Genomic DNA, 23069 nt, shown 5'->3' on the forward strand with positions numbered 1-23069 from the left:
CGAATTCAAAGAAGTTCGTTCATCTTCTTTGATAGCCCAGGCCGCTCCCGGAAGCACATGATTGTATCCCACCACAATCGCTTTCGGGAGCGGTCTTATTCGTTCCAGTCTTGCTCCGCGGACCAGAAAAATGGTTCTGCTAGACAGCCTTCGCGTCGGCGCCGTGTTGCGTGGCGGTTTTCAGTCGGTTGAACCCCATGGAGAGATGGGCTCGTCGTATCAGTGCCGCAGCCTGAAAATCGCCAAGGCGTACAGCATTCGCGATCTCCAGGATTTCACCACAGAAAATGGCAACCTCCTTCTGCAAATCCTCTTCTGGTATCAGCGTCAGCCAGATGCGACAGGTCTTGTAAAAGAGTTTCTCCGAAACGTCCTGGAGGGGGACGTTCAGGGTCAATTGCTGGAAGGCATGAAAGAAATCAATGTTGAGGCGGGCAAAGACTGTCCTGTCCGGCGCAGCGCTCAGTCTTTCGGCCCTTAGCTTGAGGCCGTTGAACAGGACCGCCAGTTCCCGATCAAGAGGACGCGGACAGAGCTTGCCCGTCAACTCGTTCAATTCCAGTCTGAGTTCATAGACTTGTGTCAGCTCCTGAAGGTCGACCTCTGTCACCAGAGTACCGACACCCTGCTGCGATAACAGAAGTCCATCTGCTTCCAGGATCTGCAATGCCTTTCGCAAGGGGGAGCGGCTGATTCCAAATTCGGACGCCAGCGTTTCTTCGCTCAATTGCGTTCCAGGCGGATAGACCAGCATGCAGATCCTGTCTCTCAGGACCGAATACATGATCTGGAACCGTTCCTGCGCACTTGCCGCCTGGCTCAGCAGGTCTGCTACGTCTGACGACGCGGTTACATCCTGATTGGTCATGGGGACTGCAACAGGGTTTTTTCCAGGCCCGTAAGCATGGCAAGGCACTTGTCGAGCTGTTCGACGGCCAGAAATTCATCCGGCTTGTGAGCCTGGGTAATGGAACCGGGGCCGCAGACCACGACCGATAGCCCGAGCGCCTGGAACAAACCTGCCTCCGTGCCGAAAGAGACGACATCGCTTAGATTCGCGCCGGTCAGCGAAGTGACAATATCCCGCGCTTCGTTTTGCGGCATCACCGCCAGCCCCGCCACTTCGCCAATGATTTCAGTCACAATTTCCGCGTCCGGATAAACGGATGTCATCTGTGGCAACAGGACATCCCGGCTGTAGGCCTCAAGTGCGGCCTTTATCTGGAGCGCATCTTCCGTACGCACCGGGCGCATTTCCCATTCGACGGCGCAATGCCGGGCTATGACGTTGCGCGCAGAACCACCATCGATCCGGCCAACCTGAAGCGTTGTCCAGGGAGGGGTATAACGTTCGCTGTCCGGGCCGGTTTTGGCCTTCATGGTCTCGGCCAGTTCCAGCATGCGGGAAATATAGGCGGCGGCAACGTGAATGGCGTTGACACCCTTGTCCGGTTCCGAGGCATGTCCATCCGTGCCGTGGAAGGCGGTTGTGTATTCGTAACAGCCTTTGTGGCCTTCAATGACCCGCATTTCAGTCGGTTCACCGATAATCGCTACGGATGGTCGGATGGCACTTTGCTGTAGCTCTTCAACCAGATGCCGCGCACCAAAGCACCCGACTTCCTCGTCATAGGTCAGGGCAACGTGCAGAGGTCGCTTCAGATCAAGCAGGGCGTAATCCTGAGACTTGGCGAGAACGGCAGCGATGTAGCCCTTCATGTCGCAAGTGCCGCGCCCGTAAAGCAACCCGTTCTCTTCCCGCATCTGGAAAGGGTTACAGGTCCATTCGGTCGGGTCGGCAGGAACGACATCCGTGTGGCCCGACAAAACGACCCCGCCGGAAATATCCGGGCCGATCGTGGCGAAGAGATTGGCTTTTCTGCCTGTAGCATCCCTTGATACCGTCACCTTTGCACCTGCTTCACGAAGCAAGGTCGCCGAAAAGCTGATCAGTTCGAGATTGCTGTCTGCGGAGACGGTCGGGAAACCAATCAGGCGATCCAGAATCGAAATTGTCCGGTTCAACAGGTCTGAGCGCATTTCTATCTCAGGACTTCACGAACAATTCTCGAGGTCTGTTGCATAGACATTCCGCACGCCCGTTTTCCTTGATGAGGATGCTCTCGGTGATTTCCAGGCCCCAGCCATCCATCCATAGTCCCGGCATGAAGTGAAATGTCATGCCAGGTTTCAGGACGGTGGTATCTTCCTCACGAATGGAAATCGTACGCTCCCCCCAATCGGGAGGATAGGAAATGCCGATCGGGTACCCTGCCCGCGCGCCACGCTCGATACCTGCCGCTTCAAGCGGTTTCGCCAATGCCCGCGCGATGTCACCTGCGGTGTTGCCGGCTCTTGCAGTGTCGAGACCAGCCTCCAGGCCCTCAACCAAAGCCTTTTCTGCGTCGAGAAGATATTGCTCCGGCTTTCCGAGAAAAACAGTTCGGCACAGAGGAGCGTGATAACGGCGGAAACAGCCGGAAAGTTCGAAGAATGTCGCTTCTCCCTCCTGCATGAAACGTCCGTCCCATGTCAGGTGCGGTGCAGATGCATCCGCGCCACTCGGCAGGAGCGGCACAATGGCCGGGTAGTCTCCCCAGGCATCGTCCAGACCACGAATGGCGTCGGCATAGATTTCCGCGACCAAATCGGCCTTACGCATACCCGGGGCAACCCGATGGAAGACGCCGTCCATGATCTTCTCGGAGATCCTGGCCGCCTTGCGCATGAAGACCAGTTCCTCATCCGATTTGACCGCTCTCAACCAGTTGACCATGCTCGTGGCATCGATGAACTCAGCGTTGGGCAGTTCGTGCTGCAGCGTCAGGAATGCCTTGGCCGAAAAGTAGTAGTTCTCCAGTTCGACGCCGATTTTCCTGTTCGCATAACCTTTGGATTCCAGCAGCCGGGCAAGGTCCTGCATGGGATGGCGTTCGGACGACTGAATGAAGTGATCGGCGTAAGAGGCAACACGCGCGTCATCCATCCAGACAGTGCGGCGAGCGCCGTTGGCATCCTGCCGGCGCCCCCACCAGATCGGTTCTTCGTCCAGAAAGACAACGACCCCCTGATGCACATAGAAAGACCAGCCGTCATAGCCTGTGGTCCAGGCCATGTTGGAAGGGTCCTCAAGAAACAGGACATCTATGCCCCGTTTGACCATGTCTTTACGGACAAGGTTGAGACGGCGCTGGTACTCGGCATCGCTGAAAGGAAGGTCATGACCTGGCATGATTGGGCCTCGTCGTTTATTTGTACACAAATAAGAACCCAGCGATTTCAAAAATCAAGAAAATAAGCAATTCAAGATGACAGCTCTTGCGCGAAGAGGTTCATTTGTACACAAGTAGTCAATACTCCTCCTTTGCGGGAGGCATTTTCGGCACCAAACGGGCCTGGAGACGGTCGATGCAGTTATCGCTTGCGGACATTCTTGAAGCGCGAAAAGCCATCGCCGGCGAAGTCATCAGGACCCCCTTGCTGCCTTCAAGGTTTATGTCTGAGCAGTCGGGTCAGCCGTTTTTTCTAAAGATGGAAACGATGCAGCCGACAGGCGCCTTCAAGCTGCGCGGTGCCACGAATGCCGCATTGAATGCGCCCGAAGGAACCCACACCCTCACCTGCTGTTCCACTGGCAATCATGGGCGCGGGGTTGCTTTCGCAGCAAGGCAGCTTGGTATGAAAGCTGTTATCTGCATGTCGTCACTGGTGCCGCGAACCAAATTGGAAGGCATCAGGGCTTTGGGCGCCGAAACGCGAATCGTCGGCAACAGTCAGGATGACGCTCTCGCCGACTGCCAGGCGCTCGCGAAATCACCCGGCGTATTCGAAATTTCACCGTTTGATGATCCTTATGTAATCGCGGGTCAAGGAACCATTGGTCTTGAAATCCTCGAAGACCTTCCAAACCTCGGCACGCTCCTGATTCCCCTATCAGGCGGAGGGCTTGCCGCCGGTGTTGCGCTCGCGGCAAAGTCCATCAATCCGTCGATCCGTATTGTTGGCCTTACGATGGACCGGGGTGCCGCCATGAAAGCCTCCATAGATACCGGGCATCCCGTGGAAGTTCTGGAGGTGGCGAGCCTTGCAGATTCGCTGGGTGGCGGCATCGGACTGGAAAACAGGCTGTCCTTCGCCATGTGCCGGGATCTTCTCGATGAAATCGTTCTGGTAAGCGAAGAGGAGATCTACCGGGCGATGCAGACGCTCTATTTCGAAGACAACCACGTTGCCGAAGGGGCTTGTGTCGTCGGCATTGCTGCGTGTCTTGCCGGGAAGCTCCCCGGTCTGAAAGGCCCAGTTGCGACAATCATCACCGGGCGGAACGTCGACATGACCCAGTTTACGAAAATCATGACAGGTCAGGACGTGCCGCTTGATGGCTATTTGGTAAAGGGAAAGCGTTATGGCGCATGAAATTAGACTGGTAAACGAAGCGGATTTGCGCCGGTCCGTTCACATGGATCTGGAAGTCATCAACTGCATCGAAGAGGCTTTCGCAAAACTTTCAACCGGTACGGTGGTCATGCCACCGGTGCTCTCGATGGCCTTGCCGGAGGAAAACGCGGACGTCGATGTGAAAACCGCCTTTGTGCCCGGACTTGATGGATTTGCGATCAAAGTCTCTCCCGGTTTCTTCAACAATCCGGCGCTGGGGTTATCCAGTCTAAACGGTTTGATGGTGCTGTTGTCCGCTAAGACAGGCCTCGTGCAGGCCATCTTTCTGGACAACGGTTATCTGACAGACATCCGAACGGCCGCCGCCGGAGCGGTTGCCGCTCGTCATCTGGCACCCACGGAAGTCTCGACAATCGGGATTCTGGGCACCGGTGTTCAGGCAAGATTGCAATTGATTGCAGCCGCAAAGGTGCGGCCGGCACAAAGAGCACTGATCTGGGGACGTGATCGGGACAAGGCCAAGCAGTTGGCTACGGAAATGACGGCTTTTCTTGGAATGAATGTTGCCGCTGTCGAAGACCGGATGCAGCTTGTTGCCGACAGCCAGCTTGTTGTGACAACAACACCGGCGAAAGAGGCGATCCTGAGCGCAGATTGTCTTCATCCCGGCCTGCATATCACGGCCATGGGCTCCGACCAGGAAGACAAGAACGAACTTGACCCGCAAATTCTGGGCCGGGCGGACGCTGTTGTCTGCGACCGGATCAGCCAATGCGAAAAACTTGGCGAACTGCGGTCGGCCCTTGAATACCGGGCTTTGCAGGATACAAGCTCTGTGCTCGAACTGGGAGATGTCGTTACGGGCAGTACCGCCGGCAGACGCCAGGAAACTGATATTACCGTCTGCGATTTGACCGGCACCGGCGTTCAGGATACGGCCATTGCAACGCTTACACTTGGCAAGGTCAAGAAATCGAATGCGGGCACTACGCTCGTTTCCTGAACCGGCAAGAGATCTGCATGCTGAAACTGGACAATAGAGACCTCGAAATTCTCAAAGTTCTCGCAGAAGAAGGGCGCATTTCAAAAGCCGATCTTGCCAAGCGCATCAACCTCAGCCCCAGCCCTTGCTGGAAACGCCTGGAACGGCTGGAGGCAGCCGGTATCATTGAAGGTTATGGCGCCCGTCTTTCTCTCCGAAACATCGCACCGCACGTCACCGTTTTCGTGACGGTTGAGCTGGAACACCACCGCGCCGAGTACTTTCAAGCCTTCGAGCGGGCAATCCGGAGCTGTGAGGAAGTCGTTGCCTGTTGGGCCATCGGGGGCGGTCTCGACTACCTTATGCAAACCGTTACACGCGATATCGACAGCTACCAACGCTTCATGGATGCCCTACTCGACCGTGGCCTCGGCGTTGTGCGCTACTTCACCTATGTGGTCACCAAACCGGTCAAGCAGAACGCCTCACCTTCTCTCGATTTGTTGCTCACCGGCATGCTGGGAACGGATGTATCGCCGGATCACTCCGAATAAGAACGAAACAACTGTAATGCCTTCTCAGAAGAGGCGTTTCGTTCCCGTGCACAATTCTAAAGTTTGCTCACCACCTTGGAGAGCGACACCATGCAGACCCTGCCACTTGCCGAGACAGCTCTTGAGAGCTCGCTTTTTCACCAGATCGACAATCGCCATCTGGTCAGGCATTTCGCCTATGCCGGAGGTCGTTGGGTAGCCTCTCGCAGCGGCGAGGTGTTTCAGGTAACGGACCCCGCGGACGGAAGTCTTCTCGGTGAAGTGACTGCTCTCTCACGCGAAGAATCTGCTGACGCCGTTGATGCGGCGGATAGTGCCTTTTCGAAATGGTCCGCCTTGCTGCCGCAGGAAAGAGCCACTTACCTGATGGCATGGCATGCTCTGATCCTCGAAAACCAAGAAGATCTCGCCAGCCTCATGACGCGTGAACAGGGCAAACCGCTGTCGGAGTCCCGGGGAGAGATCGATTATGCGGCCTCCTTCGTCTCGTTTTATGCGGAAGAAGCCAAGCGCCCGAATATTGAGAGCATCACTTCGCATCTTCCAGACGCGGAGATGGAGGTCTGGCGCGAACCTGTTGGCATTGCTGCATTGATCACGCCCTGGAACTTTCCCTGCGCGATGATCACACGAAAGGCAGCGGCTGCACTGGCGGCGGGCTGTACGGTGGTAGTCCATCCGTCCCAGGAAACTCCTTATTCCGCTCTTGCTCTTGCCGAACTGGCCGACCAGGCCGGTCTTCCGGCGGGCGTATTCAACGTGATCCCAGGCAAAGCCAGCGACATTGTGAAGCCCTGGATGTCGGATCCTCGCGTCAGGGCCGTCTCCTTCACAGGATCGACAGAGATTGGCAAGCTTCTTTATTCGCAAGGGGCCGAGACGGTGAAGCGCCTTGTGCTGGAGCTCGGCGGTCATGCCCCATTCCTTGTGTTTGCCGATTCCGATCTGGATCACGCAGTCGATCAGGCAATCGCAGCAAAATTCGCGACCTCCGGCCAGGATTGTCTCGCAGCCAATCGCATTCTGATTGAAAGACCAGTCTATAAAGCGTTTTGCGCGGCGTTCACCAAACGTGTTGAAGCGTTGTCAGTAGGGCCAGGGCTTGAGGATCCGGATATCGGTCCGTTGATGCATGAACGGGCCATTGCCAAGCAGGAACACCATGTGCGGGATGCACTTGCCCGCGGCGCCCGTCTCCTGACCGGTGGGCACCGTCACCCGGCCGGCCCCTTGTTTTTTGAACCGACGGTGCTTGCCGACGTGCCTGCAGATGCGGCGATTTTCCGGGAGGAGACGTTTGGCCCTGTTGCCGCGGTTGCGGCCTTCGATACGGAAGAAGAAGTCCTCGCCCGGGCAAACGACACCGAATATGGGCTTATTGCCTATCTCCACACCCAGAACCCGCGTCGTATCTACCGGGCCAGCCGAGCGCTTCAGTACGGCATGGTTGCCGTCAACCGCACAAAGGTGACCGGCTATCCGATCCCCTTCGGAGGCGTCAAACAATCCGGTCTCGGCCGCGAAGGAGCTCGCTACGGTCTGGAGGCCTTTACCGAAATCAAATACGTCTGCCGGGACTGGAGTTGACCTGGCCACGCCAACATTAGAAGGACTTGAATATGCTCAAGAACGACCAACTGGATGCCTGGGACCGGGAAAACTTCTTTCATCCCTCGACCCATCTCGCCCAACATGCCCGCGGAGAAAGTCCGAACAGGATCGTGACCGGTGGCAGCGGTGTCTACATCGAAGACCGTGACGGCACAAAGCTTCTGGATGCCTTTGCCGGACTTTACTGCGTCAACGTCGGCTATGGTCGGTCGGAAATTGCCGATGCAATTGCCGAGCAGGCGCGCGAGCTGGCCTATTATCACGCCTATGTCGGACATGGCACCGAAGCCTCCATCACACTTGCAAAGATGGTGATGGATCGGGCGCCCGATCACATGTCCAAGGTCTATTTCGGCCTTGGCGGGTCAGATGCCAATGAAACCAACATCAAGCTTGTCTGGTACTACAACAACATTCTTGGCCGTCCGGAAAAGAAGAAGATCATCTCTCGCTGGCGCGGTTATCACGGTTCCGGGCTGATGACGGGTTCCTTGACCGGTCTTGAACTGTTTCACAAGAAGTTCGATCTGCCGCTGTCGCAGGTTCTGCACACGGTCGCGCCCGACTATTTCCGCCGGGAAGATCTTTCCCTGTCCGAAGCTGATTTCGTCGCCTATTGCGTTGCCGATCTCGAGGCTCTGATCGAACGGGAAGGTGCTGACACGATTGCCGCCTTCATTGGCGAACCAGCTCTTGGAACAGGCGGGATCGTACCACCACCGGCCGGATATTGGGAAGCAATTCAAGCCGTGCTCACAAAACACGACATTCTTCTGATTGCAGATGAAGTCGTGTCCGGATTCGGCCGTCTTGGTTCCATGTTCGGTTCGACCCACTACGGAATCAAGCCGGACTTCATCACCATCGCAAAGGGCCTGACGTCTGCCTATGCGCCCCTGTCCGGCTCCATCATTTCCGACAAGGTCTGGAAGGTGCTGGAGGATGGAACCGATGAATTCGGCGCCATCGGCCATGGCTGGACATATTCCGCGCACCCGATCGGGGCTGCGGCCGGCGTCGCCAATCTCAAGCTTATCGATAGTCTGGGCCTGGTCGCCAACGCCAAGTCTGTGGGTGCCTACTTCAAGAAAGCTCTCACGGATGCACTTGGCGATCATGCAAACGTTGGTGATATCCGCGGCGACGGTCTTTTGTGCGCTGTCGAATTCGTTGCCGACAAATCCAGCAGAACCTATCTCGACCCGGCAAGCAAAACCGGGCCGCAGGTCGCTGCGACGCTGTTGAAGGAAGGCGTCATTGGCCGGGCCATGCCGCAGGGTGATATCCTCGGGTTTGCCCCTCCCCTGTGCATTTCTCAAGGTGAAATCGACAAGGTAGTCGATGCAGCCGCGAAAGCGGTGAAGTCTGTTTTTTAAGACCTGACTCGTCCGCACGACAAAGCCCGCCGGATTAACCCGGCGGGCTTTTTGATGCCTGCGATCGAATCTCTCTTATCCGGCTTTCGCGGTCTGCCCCATCAGGACCGGTACGACCTGGTCCGGCGGACCCATCATCGCAATCTGGCCACCTTTGAGTACGACCACGCGGTTTGCCATCTTCATATGACTTGGCCGCTGCGTATTGATGAGGATGGTCGCCTTGCCCTTGAGGTCTTCGATCATCGCCATGAACTTCTTGTCGCCCTCAAAATCGAGATGCGTTCCCGGGTTGTCGAACAGGTACAGCGGCGCGATCTTCACGAAGGCGCGGGCCAACACGATGCGTTGTTTCATGTTGTCCGGGATCTGCTTCAACACCTCGCCATTGAGACGCGTTTCCAGTCCATTGAAATTTTCTTCCAGGTAAGACAGCAATCCGAGCCTGCCGGTGATCTCGATTAACCGCTCATCGCTTGCGGCCGGTTCGGACATCAGCAAATTCTGTTTCACGGTGCCGTAGAAAAAATCGAGATCGTCTGGCGCGTAGCCGATAGAGGACCGCCACTCGGCCGTGTCCAGTTGGCGCACGTCCAGACCGTCAAACAGGATGGATCCGACCTGCGGCTGGAACAGACCGATGATTGCCTGAAACAGCGCTGTCTTGCCTGATCCGCTGGGGCCTGTAACAGCGACGGTTTCCCCTTCCTTCACAGTCAGCTCAACGCCTTTTAGCGAAGCCTCTGTTGCACCTGGATATCTGAGCACGAGTGACGACATTTTCAGGTCGCCGCGAATGTCTCGCGTGATCTTGGGCAAGTGACCCGGCTCACGCTCGAGCTGTACCTGCATCAGATTGTTGATCTGCTCGATTACTGCGCGGCTCTGCGCGAGCTGGGTGACGCTCAGGAACGCCTGGTTCATCGGGTTGAGTACGCGCCAGCTCAGCGCCATGGTGGCGATCAGGGCCCCCAGACTCATTTCCCCTTCCATGGCACGCATTGCCCCGATCCCCAGAACCAGAACGCCACAAATGGTCATCAGGGTCTGCGAAAGGGTTTGCAGAACATGCGTGATCAGCCGCGCATGAATATTCAGCTTGTTGAAGTTGGTGGAGAGACCGGAAAACCGCTCCAGCCAGGTTTCTTCCACCGACAGGTTTCTGAGTGCACGCTGATTGCGGAAGGTTTCAATCATGAAACTGTTCAGCTTCGACTTCTGCTCGCCAACGGCCGCAACTTCGCTTTGCACTTTGGGCAAAACATAAACGGCCAGGAGCGTGTAAATCCCCAGCAAGGCCAGTGGAGGCAGCGCAACCGGTCCGCCGATCAGAAAGATCGCGACAATGAAGATCAGCGTGAAAGGAATATCGACGATCGCGTTGAACAGCGAGCTTTGAAAGATATCGCGCACGCTGTCGAAATAGCGCAGCCGCATGACCTGTGTGCCAATTGGGGCTTCGGACAACATCGCGTACGGCAGATGGAGGATCCGTTCAAAGGTCTTGTTGCCGACAATCGCGTCGATCCGTCCACCCAGATAGGATTGCAGCCATGTTTTCATCCGCCGCAGTGCGGTTTCGCAAAGAAGGATGATTGCAATTCCGACAGCCATCGTCAGAAGAACTTCGGTCGATTTTGCACCTATCGCCTTGTCGTAGATCGCCATGATGAACAATGGCGGTGCCAGGGCGAGGATGTTCAGAATAAACCCAAGAGCCAAGATGGAAACAATGCTTGTCCGGAACCGTCTGGTCACGGTGGAGAACCAGCTTCGGTTGTTCTGCACCTGGCTGTGTTCGTCAGTGTCTTCCAGAGCGAGATAGATCTCGGTTTTCAGAATGTCCGCGGCAGGAACAATGACCGCCGCACCCTGCCGTCCGGAATACGCCCGAAACTCCCCGTTTTCAGTTTTCGTGACGAGTACCTGAATATCGTCACCAGTGACACGCAGACAGGGCAAATGCGCCTGGGTCAGTTCTCCGGCGCCGCCATGGAACGGTGTTGTCTTGACTGTCAGCCGGCTGAGTACGGTGCGCAACGCCTGGAAGGTTTCGATCCGATCGAAATGCGGCAACGCTTCGAACAACAGCCGGTCATTACCCTGCCAGCGCATTTCGCGCAGGAGTGGGATCAGGCATCGTTCGGCAGGAGCCGCACCTTCGTCCGGTAGCCCCAAATGGCCAGGTGAACTGCCGTCCGCCGCCAGTTCTGCCGAAAGATCGCGCCACTGCCTGTGCACGGCATTGTCGGCGCTTTGAATGTCTTCAAGATTGAACAGCGGCCTGCTCATGCCGGCATCCCCATTCTTTGAGGTGCGCCGGTGACATTCACGGACCCGAGATCATGAAGACAGCCGTCCCTGAGTTCGAATTGGTGATCTGCGACCGCCAGCATCGAAGGCCGGTGGCTGATGATGATCACCGTCAGGTAGCCTTTGAGACGGATCAGCGCTTCGACAAGTGCCTTTTCGGCCTGTTGATCCAGTTGCGCATTCGCTTCGTCCAAAATGAGGATCTTCGGCTCACCCGCAAGAGCCCTGGCAATGCAGATGCGCTGCAGGGTTGAGGCAGGAACCTTGCCGCCCAGGTCCGAGCCTAGCTGTGTTTCATAACCACGTGGCAAAAGGTGGATTTCTTTTTCAAGTCCAATCAGGCTTGCCGCCATGCGCGCATGAGCGATGTCGGAAACCGCCCCGAACATGGTGATGTTTTCGAGGATCGTTCCGTTGAAAACGGAAGACTGATTGTCGACGTAGGCAACCGTCTTGCGCAGAGCGTGCTGGTGGATGCCTTCGTAGTCATGCCCCCCGATCATCACCTTGCCGGACGTTGGCGTGATTTCACAGGTCAACAATTTCATGAGACTAGACTTGCCGCTGCCGTCAGCCCCACGGAACCCGACAAATTGTCCGGATTCTATCGTCAGGTTGATATCTTCGAACACCGGGCGGCGGCCTTCATCGAGCGCGACCGAAACGTTGACCAGGTGAATGGATCCATCGGTCTCGACACTCAAAGGCTCCTGCGGAGCGACTTCCGCCAGTTCGAACAGCGAGCTGACCTGGCTGTAATCGTGCTTCAGGCGCTGCATGTCGGTGAGTTGATTGATCGCGCGCAGAAAAGGCTGCACGAATTGACCGGACAACAAGGTGCTGGCTGCAACGCCCCCCACACTGAAGTTGCCGTAGATGGTCATCAATGCACCGAAGATGACGACAAAGATTGTGGTGAGAGTGCCGAAGAGAGCCGATGCGTCCCGTGCCTGCCCTGACAGCCGCATGTATTTGGAACTGAGTTCGGCCGTTACGCGTTGCAGCCGCTCGAAGCGGCGCATGATCAATGCTTCCATCGCCTGGGATTTGACCGTCTTCGCTCCAGACAACACTTCGAGAATGAAATCGGATTTACGGTCGTCCTGGTCTGCCCGGTCGGCGACGACCTTTTGCAGGACCTTGTTCCTGTTCAGCGCGAACAGCATGAAGACGCCCAACAAGGCCACCGGAACGAGAGCCAGCGGCCCGGCAATGAAAACCAGCACCGCCAGAAAGATACCTCCTGCCGGCAAGTCGATTGCCAACAGGCGGCTCTGGTCGCCGTAGTGATCGGCAACCGATTGCAGCGAACGCAGTTTGTGTACCTGAACGGACACCGGCGTGCTGGCAAACTGAGAAGGTTCCGCACCGAGCACCCTGCGAAAAAGCTCCATGTGTGCCTGATGGTTGAAGCCGGCCCCTAGCCTGCCGACAACCGCGCTCCTTGAGACCTTGATGGCAGCATCGGTGATCAAAAAAACAATGACGCCAAGAACAAGCACCAGAAGCGTGTCCGTGGAGGCGTTCGGCAGAACGCGGTCATATACCTGAAGAATTGCCAAGGGCAGCGCCAGGCCCATGATGTTGGCAAACACGGATGCGACAATGACGTCGCGCGGCAAACCGGGCGAAGAGATCCAGTTACCGGACGGAGAATGCCGAATTCTCAGACGCGGCAAAAAGAACGATGAAAAAACCGGTTTCAGCATATGAAGGCCAGAGTGGTGAATCTACTCACTCAAACTGTGCCGATCGGGTTTAAAAAGCGTTTACCTTACGCCGTGTTTCCCGAATTTTATTAGAACTAACTTTCAGATTCTATGTGCAATTTTGCGCTTTGTTAAGGACGCCGCCGTTCATTGACAGTATCGGAAATTGTGCGGACGTGCGACCGGAATGGCAAGCGACACTCAAAATCGAAACACCCAGAATAAAGTCGATGCAAAAGACGGCACGACGGAATCCAGGACGACACTGAATTCCGACAGCATTCTGCATTCGGGACTTCTCGATAATCGGGACCCGTCTCTCGACAAGGTGCACGACTACCATCTCGACCAGGACATGGGCGAGTCCATGGAGCAGGTGAACGCCAACCTGCATCTCGGGAGTAAGGAGGACGAGCAGCGCTACGGCGAAGCGGATGATCCTTCTTCCGGTGCGCAGGGTTTCGGTTTCGAAAACGACCCTCTGGAATTCACTTCTGAAGAAGACGGCGAAACTGCAAACACGAACGCGGATCAATTTGCGACACTTGTCGACCTTCCCCAAGAGTCCTCCGGCTTTGGCGATGACGGTGCTCCGGTCAGTGGCGGCACGCAGGTCAGTAACGGCACGTCGGCGAGCCTCGCCTCTTCTTTGGACACAGGGCCGGACCAGACCTTCGTCGGAAGCGCTTTTTCAGATCAGTCTGACGGATCGTTCAGCACGCAAAATAGCATGGCGGCTTATGCAGCCACTTCCGGTGAAGGCGGCGACAATAGTCCGATTGCTGCGACTGGCGTTATCACGTCAGACCTGTCCGCAGTCACGGATATTGATGAAAGTGAAAACACGGTCGACGAGAATTCCGCTGCCGGTTCCGCGACAGGCATCCGGGCAAACGCGAGCACTGCGGAAGGCGCAAGTGTTGTCTACAGTCTTCTCGATGATGCAGGCGGGCTTTTTTCTATCGACCCGGAGACGGGTATCGTCTCTGTCGCCGGCGCACTCGACGCTGAAACCACCGGAAGTCACCAGATTGTCGTGCTTGCGACAGGCTCCGATGGCGCAACCCAAACCGAAACCTTTACAATCGCGATCCGTGACGTGAACGAGTATGACGTCAGCGCGATCGAAACGGTCGGAGCGGCGACGGATACAATCTCGGAAGGTTTGGCTGGCGGCAGTCAGACCGGTATTACCGTCGTTGCGACGGACAAGGATGTGACGGACAGCGTCACCTACTCCGTCGATGACCCGCGGTTTGTGATTGACGACAAGGGAGTGGTCAGCATTGCCGAAGATGCTGTCTTTGACGCTGAAACTGAAGCGACTGTTTCCTTCACTGTCACGGCCACATCGACTGACGGTTCACAGTCCACACAGACTTTCACTTTGGCAGTTGCTGACGAAAACGAATTCGCAACGACGGCAGTTCAGGACGTAGACACATCGGCCAACACAGTTTCTGAAGATGCGGCAGCCGGCACAAGTGTTGGTGTCACTGCTTTTGCAGAAGACAAGGACATTACAGACACAGTCACCTACTCTGTCGATGATGCCCGCTTCACTGTCGATGAAAATGGTGTGGTTCGCGTTGCCGACGGCGCGAGCTTTGATGCGGAAACCGAAGGTTCCATCAAGATCATCGTGACGGCCACGTCCACCGATGGCTCGAGTTCAACAGAGACATTCACGATTGCCGTATCCGACGCCAACGAAGGCGTTGTCACACCGGTGAGCGATAAGGATACATCGGCAAATTCGATTGCCGAAAATGCTTCTGCCGGAACGCAAGTCGGCATCACCGTTCTCGCCACCGACAGCGACATTACGGATACGGTCTCCTATTCCGTCGATGACACACGCTTTACCGTTGATGAAAACGGCGTCGTCCGCGTGGCCGATGGAGCGTCGTTCGATTTTGAAAGCGAGCCCAACATCACCTTGACAGTTACGGCGACGTCTACGGACGGCTCCACGTCCTCGGAAGCCTTTTCCGTGTCCGTAACCGATGTCGCCGAGGATTATCAACTCGAAGATGGTGGTCAGAGTTTCACGGACATTTCTGTTGCGGAAACCAGCATCACCGGTGGATCCGGTGACGATGCCATCATAGTGCATGCGGGCGGCGGCACCGTTGATGGCGCGGCGGGCAACGATACCATTTCCGGAAATGACGCTGCCGATACGCTGGCTGGTGGTGAAGGTGATGACACGATAGAAGGCGGTGCTGGAAACGACACGATCTTTGGTGAAAATGCGCCTGTTTCCGGCACCTGGCACTACCAGGTATACGATCATAACTTCAGTGGTGAAGCAGGCCAGACGGGCGACATATCGTCCGGAACGCTGATCGACGAGGGAACGACAGATGCGTTCGATCTGGACACAGTTGTTCAGCAGGCGCGCGGTTCTTCCGACAATCCAGAGGACTTTGGCGTTATCCTGACGTCCAATTTCACCGCAGCCGACGGCGGCACCTACCGGTTTTCCACGCGGTCGGACGATGGATCGACAATCGAGATCTTTGACGCATATGGCAACCGGCTGACCTTCACCAACCAGAATGACAGCCAGACCGACTATCTGGACAACGATTATCACCAGTCCGCGACAACCCGTTGGGCTGACGTCGATCTTGAGCCGGGCGAGATCTATACGATTGTCGTCAAGGTTTGGGAGAACCAGGGCAAGGAGGTGCTCGAGGCAACGGTTACGCCTCCGGGCGGCGCGGCCGAAGATCTGTTCACCTCCGATTTTGTAAGTACCGCTACGGTCATTCCGGGCGACGACATTCTCACCGGCGGTGCGGGCGACGATACGATCGATGGTGGTCTTGGCACGGATACGGCTGTCTTTAGCGGTAATTTTGCAGATTATACGATTACCGAGAGCGAGGGCATATTCACGGTTACAGACAACAGGTCCGGCTCTCCAGACGGTACGGACACGGTCGTCAATGTCGAGAATTTTCGATTTGCCGACGGCGATATTCTTGCAGGCGATTTGATCGCGCAGGATATTACGGGCGTTACCGACAGAGACAGGGGTCAAAATACCGTTTCCGAAGACGCGGCAGCGGGCACAACCGTCGGTGTTACCGCCTTTGCGGACGATAAAAACGCGTCCGATACAGTCTCCTATACGGTCGACGACGATCGCTTCGTGGTTGACGAAAACGGTGTCGTGCGCGTTGCAGATGGTGCGATTTTCGACGCAGAGACGGAGGGCTCTATCGATATTGTGGTCACGGCCACTTCGACCGATGGTTCCACGTCTCAGGAAACCTTCACCATTTCTGTTTCTGATGTCGATGAATACGACGTCTCTGCGGTTTCGGACACAGATGCTGCCGCAAACACGATTTCGGAAGATGCGAAGGCTGGAACAGACGTCGGCATCACCGCGCACGCCAGCGACGCCGATGTAACCGCGACAGTGAGCTATTCCGTAGACGATGACCGTTTCACCGTAGATACAAACGGTGTCGTGCGTGTCGCGGATGGAGCAAGCTTCGACGCGGAAACCGAGGGATCCATCGACGTTGTCGTGACCGCCACTTCTTCCGACGGATCCACATCCTCCGAAACCTTCACGATCAGGGTAGCGGATGTAAACGAGACTGCGGTCTCGGACGTCACCGATACGGACAGCACCGACAACTCGATTTCGGAAGAAGATGCTGCCGGGACGCAAGTCGGCGTTACAGCCCAGGCAACTGATGCCGATGCAAGTGACACCGTTTCCTATTCGGTCAACGATAGTCGGTTCACCATCGATGAAAATGGAGTGGTTCGGATTGCAAATGGTGCAAGCTTCGATGCCGAGACTGAAGGCTCAATCGACATTACCGTGACTGCGACGTCCACCGATGGTTCAACCTCGAGCGAGACATTCACTGTTTCTGTCTCCGATTTTGATGAGTATGACGTCTCCAGTGTGTCCGATACCGACGCTGCCGCCAATGAAATTGCAGAAGATGCAACGGCAGGCACGCAGGTCGGCATAACGGCGCTTGCTAGCGATGCTGACGTCAGTGACACGGTTTCCTATTCCGTCAACGACAACCGCTTCAACGTGGACGAAAATGGTGTAATCCGTGTTGCCGAAGGCGCGAGTTTCGATGCCGAGACTGAAGGCTCAATCGATATTGTTGTCACCGCGATCTCCACAGACGGCTCGGTATCCGAAGAGACCTTCACGATTGCCGTTTCCGACGTGAATGAAACCGCAGTCTCCGCTGTTACCGACGTTGATGCCGCGGCAAACAGCTTTGCGGAAGATGCCGCTGAAGGCAGCACTGTCGGCATCACCGTTCAGGCAACGGACGAAGATGCAACCGACACGGTTTCCTATACGGTTTCCGATGACAGGTTCACCGTTGGCGCAGATGGGGTGATCACGGTCGCTGCTGGTGCAGCTTTCGATTATGAGAGCGAGCCGACGATCGATCTTACCGTTACAGCGACATCATCAGACGGGTCCACGTCTCAGGAAACCTTTACACTCTCGGTAGCCGACGTGGCTGAATCCTATCAGCTTGCCGAAGGACAGACGACCTTTACCGACACGGGCGTTGCCGAGACATCGATTACCGGCAACGACAGCGCGGACACCATCACAGCCCATGATGACGGCAGCACCATCTATAGTGGAGCCGGGGACGACACGATTTATGGCGGTGCTGGCAACGACACGATCCTCTTCGGAGAAGGTGCTGATGTGGTCTATGGTGGCGCCGGTGACGATTTCATCGACGACGAACGCGGCACGCAGCCGAATACGGGTGACAACTACCTGGATGGCGGCGACGGCAACGATACCATGTACGGCGGAAGCGGGAACGACACGCTGATCGGCGGTTCCGGCAACGATACTCTGCATGGAGAAAATGACGACGATACGCTCCAGGGTGATGCCGGGAACGACAAGCTTTATGGCGACGCTGGAAACGATACGCTGGACGGCGGAGACGGCAACGACATCCTGAAAGGCGGGTCTGGCGACGATAGTATCGACGGCGGCAGCGGCACGGATACGGTGATCTATTCCGGGAACCGGTCCGATTATGACATCACCGATAATGCAGACGGTTCCTACACTGTTGTCGACACCCGCACCGATGGCTCAGAGGGAACCGATACCGTCATCAACGTAGAAACGTTCCGCTTCGCCGACGGTGATATTCTGGCGGGCGATCTTGTCGCGAAAGATATTTCCGCCGTCTCTGATACCGACACAGCCTCGAATACCATTTTTGAGAATGCGGAAGAAGGCTCGACTGTCGGTATCACGGCATTCGCTGATGACGAAAACACTTCAGATACGGTCTCTTACACTGTCGACGATGCCCGTTTCACGGTGGATGCCGATGGAACCGTTCGCGTGGCAGCTGGTGCAAGCTTCGATTACGAGAGCGAGCCTCAGATCAGCATCACCGTGACTGCCACGTCCACGGACGGCTCCAGCTCCAGTGAAAGCTTTACCTTGAGTGTGTCGGATGCAGCGGAGAACCTTCAACTGGCCGACGGTGGCGTCACCTTCACAGATATCGGTGTTGCCGAAACCACCATCACGGGCGGCACGGGCGACGACGCGATCACAGCCCACAGCAGTGGCGGGTCCATCAACGGTGGTGAAGGCAACGACACCCTCACCGGCTCTTCCGGAAGTGACAAACTCCAGGGTGGTGCTGGCAACGACGCACTGACAGGCGGCGCAGGCGCCGACCTTCTGCAGGGTGGTGCCGGAGATGACACGTTCCAGATGGGCGGTGACGGCACATGGTCCGGCTATTCTGCACGCAACACCGTCACCGGTGACACCGTCTCTATTTCTGGTCGGACCATAAACTCCGATGTGTTCGAGGGCGGTGATGGAACGGACACGCTTCAGGGCACCGATGCGGCCGATGCGATCTTCCTGGACGACACCTACTCAGACATGCATGCGGAGGCATCTGGTCCGCGGCTTGTCAGCATTGAAAACGTAAACCTGGGTGCCGGTGACGATATTCTGGACATGACCAGTGATAAACATAGCTACACCACCGACATGACCGTCGACGGCGGTGTAGGTAATGACGTCATCTGGACTGGCGCAGGCAACGACACGATCCTTGGCGGTGAAGGCAACGACACCCTGTTCGGTGGCGCTGGCAACGACAGGCTTGACGGCGGCGCCGGCACGGACAAGGCCATATACTCGGGTAACTGGGAAGATTACGACATCGTCCAGAACGACGATGGCAGCTACACGATCACGGATCTTCGCGCCGACGCGCCGGATGGTGTTGATACGGTGTCGAACGTGGAAACCTATCGGTTTGCCGATGGTGAACTTCAGTCTGATGAGTTGATCGACAGGCCTGTTGGTGATGTGAGCGATACCAATTCTTTTGGCAACACGATCCACGAACTGGATGGAGCGGGCACACAGGTCGAAATCACGGCTTTTGCCGAAGACCCGAACGGTGACGCAGTGACCTATACGCTGAGTGACGACCGGTTCGAAATTGACGCCGATGGCGTGGTCACAGTTGCCGATCATGCATTTTTTGACAGCCAGGTCGAAAACTCCATCGACTTGACAGTTACCGCGACCTCTGCAGATGGCTCCCAGTCGAGCCAGGCCTTCGCGATTTCGGTCACTGGGGAATATGATGGCGAGTTTACCGGCGGTGACGGCGGGGGAACCTTCACCGGCACCGACAAATCGTACAGCGTTGATGGCGTTGGCGGCGACGACACCATCACCACCGGTGACTTCGACGACCGGATTGACGGTGGTGCAAATGGCGGGAACGACACTCTCGACGGGGGCGGCGGCAACGATCTGATCTTTGGCCGTGGCGGCGACGACGAAATCTACGGCGGCACCGGCAACGATACGATCATTGGCGGTGCCGGAAACGACACCCTCAACGGCGGCGACGGCTCCGACCTCTTCATGTATGGCCTCGGTGATGGCAGCGACACCATCAACGCCGGCGCAGGGGCTGGATGGACAGACGTCATCGATCTGGGTGGCGGGCCTAGCATCACGTCTGCCGGCGTATACGAGACGGACTGGACCGTGACAATCACCAACGGCTCGATCGAAATGACCGACACCGAAGGCGGCCGGCTTGATCTTTCCCAGGACGCCGATGGTTACATCGACTTTGCTGACGGCAGCCGGGTGAACTTCAGCGATGTCGAGGAAATTCGCTGGTAGCTGATGTCACCGGACAGCGGCAACTGATCAAAAGCCCCACCGGAAACGGCGGGGTTTTTCATTTGCCTTGAGCGTTGAACAAGAAGCGATCGGATGCCTGGGGTGGGCTCAACGTTCACTGAGCGGGTCGCCGATGGCGCGGGTGACCGGCTTCAGCATGTATTGCAGCACCGACTTGGAACCGGTGACAATCTTCGCATCGACGACCATGCCGGGAGAAATGGTTTCGGCGCTGGCCCCATGACCGATGGTGTTGGTCTTGAGAGGGATCGTGGCCTTGAAATAGTAGTTGCCGTATTCATCCCGGAAACTTGAGGCAGAGATAACAGATACCTCGCCTTTCAACGTTCCCTCGATGTTCGGATCAAATGTTGTTACGGCTATTTCCGCTTCGTCGCCAACATCAACATGACCGATGTCTCGCGGCGAAACACGCACTTCGGCAACAAGATCGCTGTCGCTCGGCACCACCTCGGCGACTACATCTCCCGGCGCCAGCACGCTGCCGGGCCCTTTGAGATAAAGCGCCTTCACGTGTCCGCTCACCGGAGCCCGCACGAACAGACGATCGAAACGGTCTTTCTGCTTGTCAGCTTCGAAAACCAGCTCGCTGCGTTCCTGCGCGACGCGGCTGCGCTCAACCGCCTGTTCTTCCTCTGCAACGGCGATCGAGCGCTCAAGGCTGGCGGTTGCTTCTGTCAATTGTGCCGTAACGCGGCCGCTCATGCCCTTCAGTTCGCTCAACTGACTCTGCGCGATTTGAAGAGATGACTTTGAATCCAGAAAGCGCCGTTTCGAGGTGTATCCCTGTTTGAAGAGGTTTTCCTGGATCTGGTACTTTTCCTGTTCGATCTCGACCTGCGTTTCCTGAAGTGCGATCCGTTCCAGAATACTGGTCAGTTCGGCTTGCTTTTCACTGACCCGAGCCTTTAGCGCCTGCTGTTCCTTTTCCAGCGCGAGCCGCTGCGCATCGTAAGCGGCCTGCTGGGCTTCGCTGAAGCCTGCGTCGGCTCCAAGCCTTAAACCATTCGCACCGGTACCAAGGTCCGGGTTTCCGAGCCGTTGCTCTTCCGTTGCCAGAAACTTCAGCCGGGTCTGCACCTTTTCCAGATCACTCGACGTCGCGGTTTCCAAAAGTCGGACGATGGGGGTTCCCTTTTCAACCAGCTGGCCTTCGCGAACCATCACTTCGGCTACGATTCCACCTTCGAGGTGACCGACAGTCTGAACCTTTCCCGCCGGAACGATTTCACCCGATGCATTTGCCACTTCACGCACTTGACCGATGGCGGCCCAGGCAAGAAATGCGGCGGAGGTCAGCGACAAAACTTGCAGCACGCGGCGATAGGCAACCGGAGGAGGTCCCTCTTCCAGTTCCAAAGGAATGTCCAATGAAAAATTGTCACCGGTGGTTTTACGGATGAACATGATGCCCTGACGCTGGCTGAAACTGCGCTAACTATCGATGGTTAAAGTAAATATGAGCTGAATCAGAGGAATGTCATTTTAAGGGCTTTTCGAACCCGAGTTGTGCGAAGGACACGCGGACTGCCGCGGAGGCCCAAAGTGAACAAGCGTACCGCAAATCTGCATTCTGGCTTTGACCGGGACGGTTCGTCGTGCATTAATGTCACAAGAATATCCATTTTCTGGAAAAAGATGTGATGCTTTGGGAGGGGCGCATGACAGACGCTGAAACCGTGCTCGCTGAACGGCGCGATGGTTGTCTTTTTTTGACACTCAACCGGCCGGATCGGCTCAATGCTTTCAACGAAGCAATGCATCATGCGCTTCGCAAGCATTTGACCGACGCCACGCAAGACAACTCAATCCGGGCGGTGTTGCTGACAGGAGCTGGCCGTGCATTTTGCGCGGGCCAGGACCTTTCCGACAGGGACATGCGCGGCGGAGGCGAGGCTCCCGATCTCGGCGTGACGCTTGAGACGCTCTATAATCCGCTGGTTCGTCAGATCAGGGCCCTCCAAAAACCGGTTGTTTGTGCGGTTAACGGAGTGGCTGCGGGCGCTGGCGCCAATATAGCACTTGCCTGCGATATCGTGCTGGCCGCCCAGTCGGCACGCTTCATACAAGCTTTTTCAAAGATTGGACTGGTGCCCGATTCGGGTGGAACGTGGTTGTTGCCGAGGCTTATCGGCGAGGCGCGTGCCAAGGCGCTTGCCATGACCGGTGAGCCTTTGGGAGCTGAGACCGCGGCCGACTGGGGGCTTATCTGGAAGTCGGTTCCTGACGCGGAACTGATGACAGAAGCCGGAACGCTGGCAACGCAACTGGCGGCCGGAGCAACCACCGGATTGGCTCTTACCAAGGAACTGATCCAGGCTGCGGCAGACCAGTCTCTCGACCAGCATCTGGATGCAGAGCGTGACGGTCAGCGGAAGGCCGGACGCACGAATGATTACCGGGAAGGCGTTACCGCATTCCTGGAAAAACGCCCTGCCCGGTTTACCGGCGTTTGAATGAGGCACTCCATGACACCGGATGAACTAGCTCGCGCCTGCGCCGATCGAATGTGGTCACAGGATACAGCAACACAGCACCTCGACATGAAACTCGAGGCCGTACGCGCCGGCCACTCGACAATGTCGATGACGGTTACAAAAGCTATGACCAATGGCCACGGTATCTGCCATGGCGGCTATATCTTCACGCTTGCCGACAGCGCCTTCGCATTTGCCTGCAATACCTACAACCAGGTTACGGTCGCCCAGCATTGTGACATCACGTTTCTGGCCCCTGCCCATCTGGGGGACCGTTTGACGGCCACCGCGAGCGAGAAATCGCGTACCGGCCGGTCGGGCCTGTACGATGTGACTGTGGCCAACCAGATGGGCACCGTCATTGCTGAATTCCGAGGTAATTCCAGAACAACTAAAGGTACAATCTTGCCGGACTGAC

The 23069-nt window shown here is 56.5% G+C and carries 14 protein-coding genes; 8 read left to right on the plus strand and 6 right to left on the minus strand.

Annotation, left to right across the window (positions count from 1 at the left end; translation table 11 throughout):
• Positions 1–139 precede the first annotated feature (139 nt).
• The 3 genes from V1T76_RS16905 to doeA are packed head-to-tail and all read right to left on the minus strand — an operon-like array spanning position 140 to position 3232.
• Positions 140–868, minus strand: coding sequence for a GntR family transcriptional regulator (locus tag V1T76_RS16905; RefSeq protein WP_330561815.1), 729 nt, complete (start codon positions 866–868; stop codon positions 140–142).
• On the minus strand, positions 865–2040 hold the full coding sequence (gene argE / locus V1T76_RS16910) for an acetylornithine deacetylase (RefSeq protein WP_330561816.1): 1176 nt from the start codon (positions 2038–2040) through the stop codon (positions 865–867). The genes V1T76_RS16905 and argE overlap by 4 nt, the downstream gene beginning before the upstream one ends.
• Before the next feature lie 7 nt (positions 2041–2047).
• On the minus strand, positions 2048–3232 hold the full coding sequence (gene doeA / locus V1T76_RS16915; RefSeq protein WP_330561817.1) for an ectoine hydrolase DoeA: 1185 nt from the start codon (positions 3230–3232) through the stop codon (positions 2048–2050).
• Between the two features lie 176 nt (positions 3233–3408).
• On the opposite strand from doeA, the gene eutB reads away from it, so the two are divergent.
• From eutB to V1T76_RS16940, 5 genes are all read left to right on the plus strand, one after another.
• Positions 3409–4416: a hydroxyectoine utilization dehydratase EutB gene (eutB, locus tag V1T76_RS16920; RefSeq protein WP_330561818.1), complete on the plus strand. Its 1008-nt coding sequence runs from the start codon at positions 3409–3411 to the stop codon at positions 4414–4416.
• Positions 4406–5401, plus strand: a complete 996-nt coding sequence (locus V1T76_RS16925; RefSeq protein ID WP_330561819.1) for a cyclodeaminase — start codon at positions 4406–4408, stop codon at positions 5399–5401. The genes eutB and V1T76_RS16925 overlap by 11 nt, the downstream gene beginning before the upstream one ends.
• A 17-nt stretch (positions 5402–5418) precedes the next feature.
• Entirely contained in the window at positions 5419–5934 is a 516-nt protein-coding gene (locus V1T76_RS16930) for an Lrp/AsnC family transcriptional regulator (RefSeq protein ID WP_330561821.1), read from the plus strand.
• A 90-nt stretch (positions 5935–6024) separates the two neighbouring features.
• Positions 6025–7521 carry an NAD-dependent succinate-semialdehyde dehydrogenase gene (locus tag V1T76_RS16935; protein WP_330561822.1) on the plus strand — a complete coding sequence of 499 codons (1497 nt, stop codon included), beginning with the start codon at positions 6025–6027 and terminating at the stop codon, positions 7519–7521.
• Positions 7522–7553: 32 nt separating this feature from the next.
• Positions 7554–8921 (plus strand): aspartate aminotransferase family protein, encoded by a 1368-nt coding sequence (locus V1T76_RS16940; protein ID WP_330561823.1) that lies wholly within the window; start codon positions 7554–7556, stop codon positions 8919–8921.
• 75 nt (positions 8922–8996) lie between these two features.
• Here the strand turns inward: V1T76_RS16940 and V1T76_RS16945 are convergent, their stop codons facing one another.
• Together V1T76_RS16945 and V1T76_RS16950 are read right to left on the minus strand one after the other, a co-directional pair.
• Positions 8997–11213, minus strand: coding sequence for a peptidase domain-containing ABC transporter (locus V1T76_RS16945; protein WP_330561824.1), 2217 nt, complete (start codon positions 11211–11213; stop codon positions 8997–8999).
• Positions 11210–12856: a peptidase domain-containing ABC transporter gene (locus V1T76_RS16950; protein ID WP_330561826.1), complete on the minus strand. Its 1647-nt coding sequence runs from the start codon at positions 12854–12856 to the stop codon at positions 11210–11212. Before V1T76_RS16950 ends, V1T76_RS16945 begins: the two co-directional genes overlap by 4 nt.
• A 274-nt stretch (positions 12857–13130) precedes the next feature.
• Here V1T76_RS16950 and V1T76_RS16955 point away from each other — a divergent pair, with 274 nt between their 5' ends.
• Positions 13131–20153 (plus strand): cadherin domain-containing protein, encoded by a 7023-nt coding sequence (locus tag V1T76_RS16955; RefSeq protein WP_330561827.1) that lies wholly within the window; start codon positions 13131–13133, stop codon positions 20151–20153.
• A gap of 108 nt (positions 20154–20261) precedes the next feature.
• Here the strand turns inward: V1T76_RS16955 and V1T76_RS16960 are convergent, their stop codons facing one another.
• Positions 20262–21581 carry an HlyD family type I secretion periplasmic adaptor subunit gene (locus tag V1T76_RS16960; RefSeq protein ID WP_330561828.1) on the minus strand — a complete coding sequence of 440 codons (1320 nt, stop codon included), beginning with the start codon at positions 21579–21581 and terminating at the stop codon, positions 20262–20264.
• A gap of 254 nt (positions 21582–21835) precedes the next feature.
• Here V1T76_RS16960 and paaG point away from each other — a divergent pair, with 254 nt between their 5' ends.
• A complete protein-coding gene (gene paaG, locus V1T76_RS16965; RefSeq protein WP_330561829.1) occupies positions 21836–22630 on the plus strand; it encodes a 2-(1,2-epoxy-1,2-dihydrophenyl)acetyl-CoA isomerase PaaG in 795 nt (264 codons plus the stop codon).
• A 12-nt stretch (positions 22631–22642) separates the two neighbouring features.
• The gene (gene paaI, locus V1T76_RS16970) at positions 22643–23068 is read left to right on the plus strand and encodes a hydroxyphenylacetyl-CoA thioesterase PaaI (RefSeq protein ID WP_330561830.1); all 426 of its coding nucleotides are present in this window, start codon (positions 22643–22645) and stop codon (positions 23066–23068) included.
• Position 23069: the final 1 nt, after the last annotated feature.

It is taken from the genome of Roseibium sp. FZY0029 (assembly GCF_036350355.1).
Lineage (GTDB): Bacteria > Pseudomonadota > Alphaproteobacteria > Rhizobiales > Stappiaceae > Roseibium.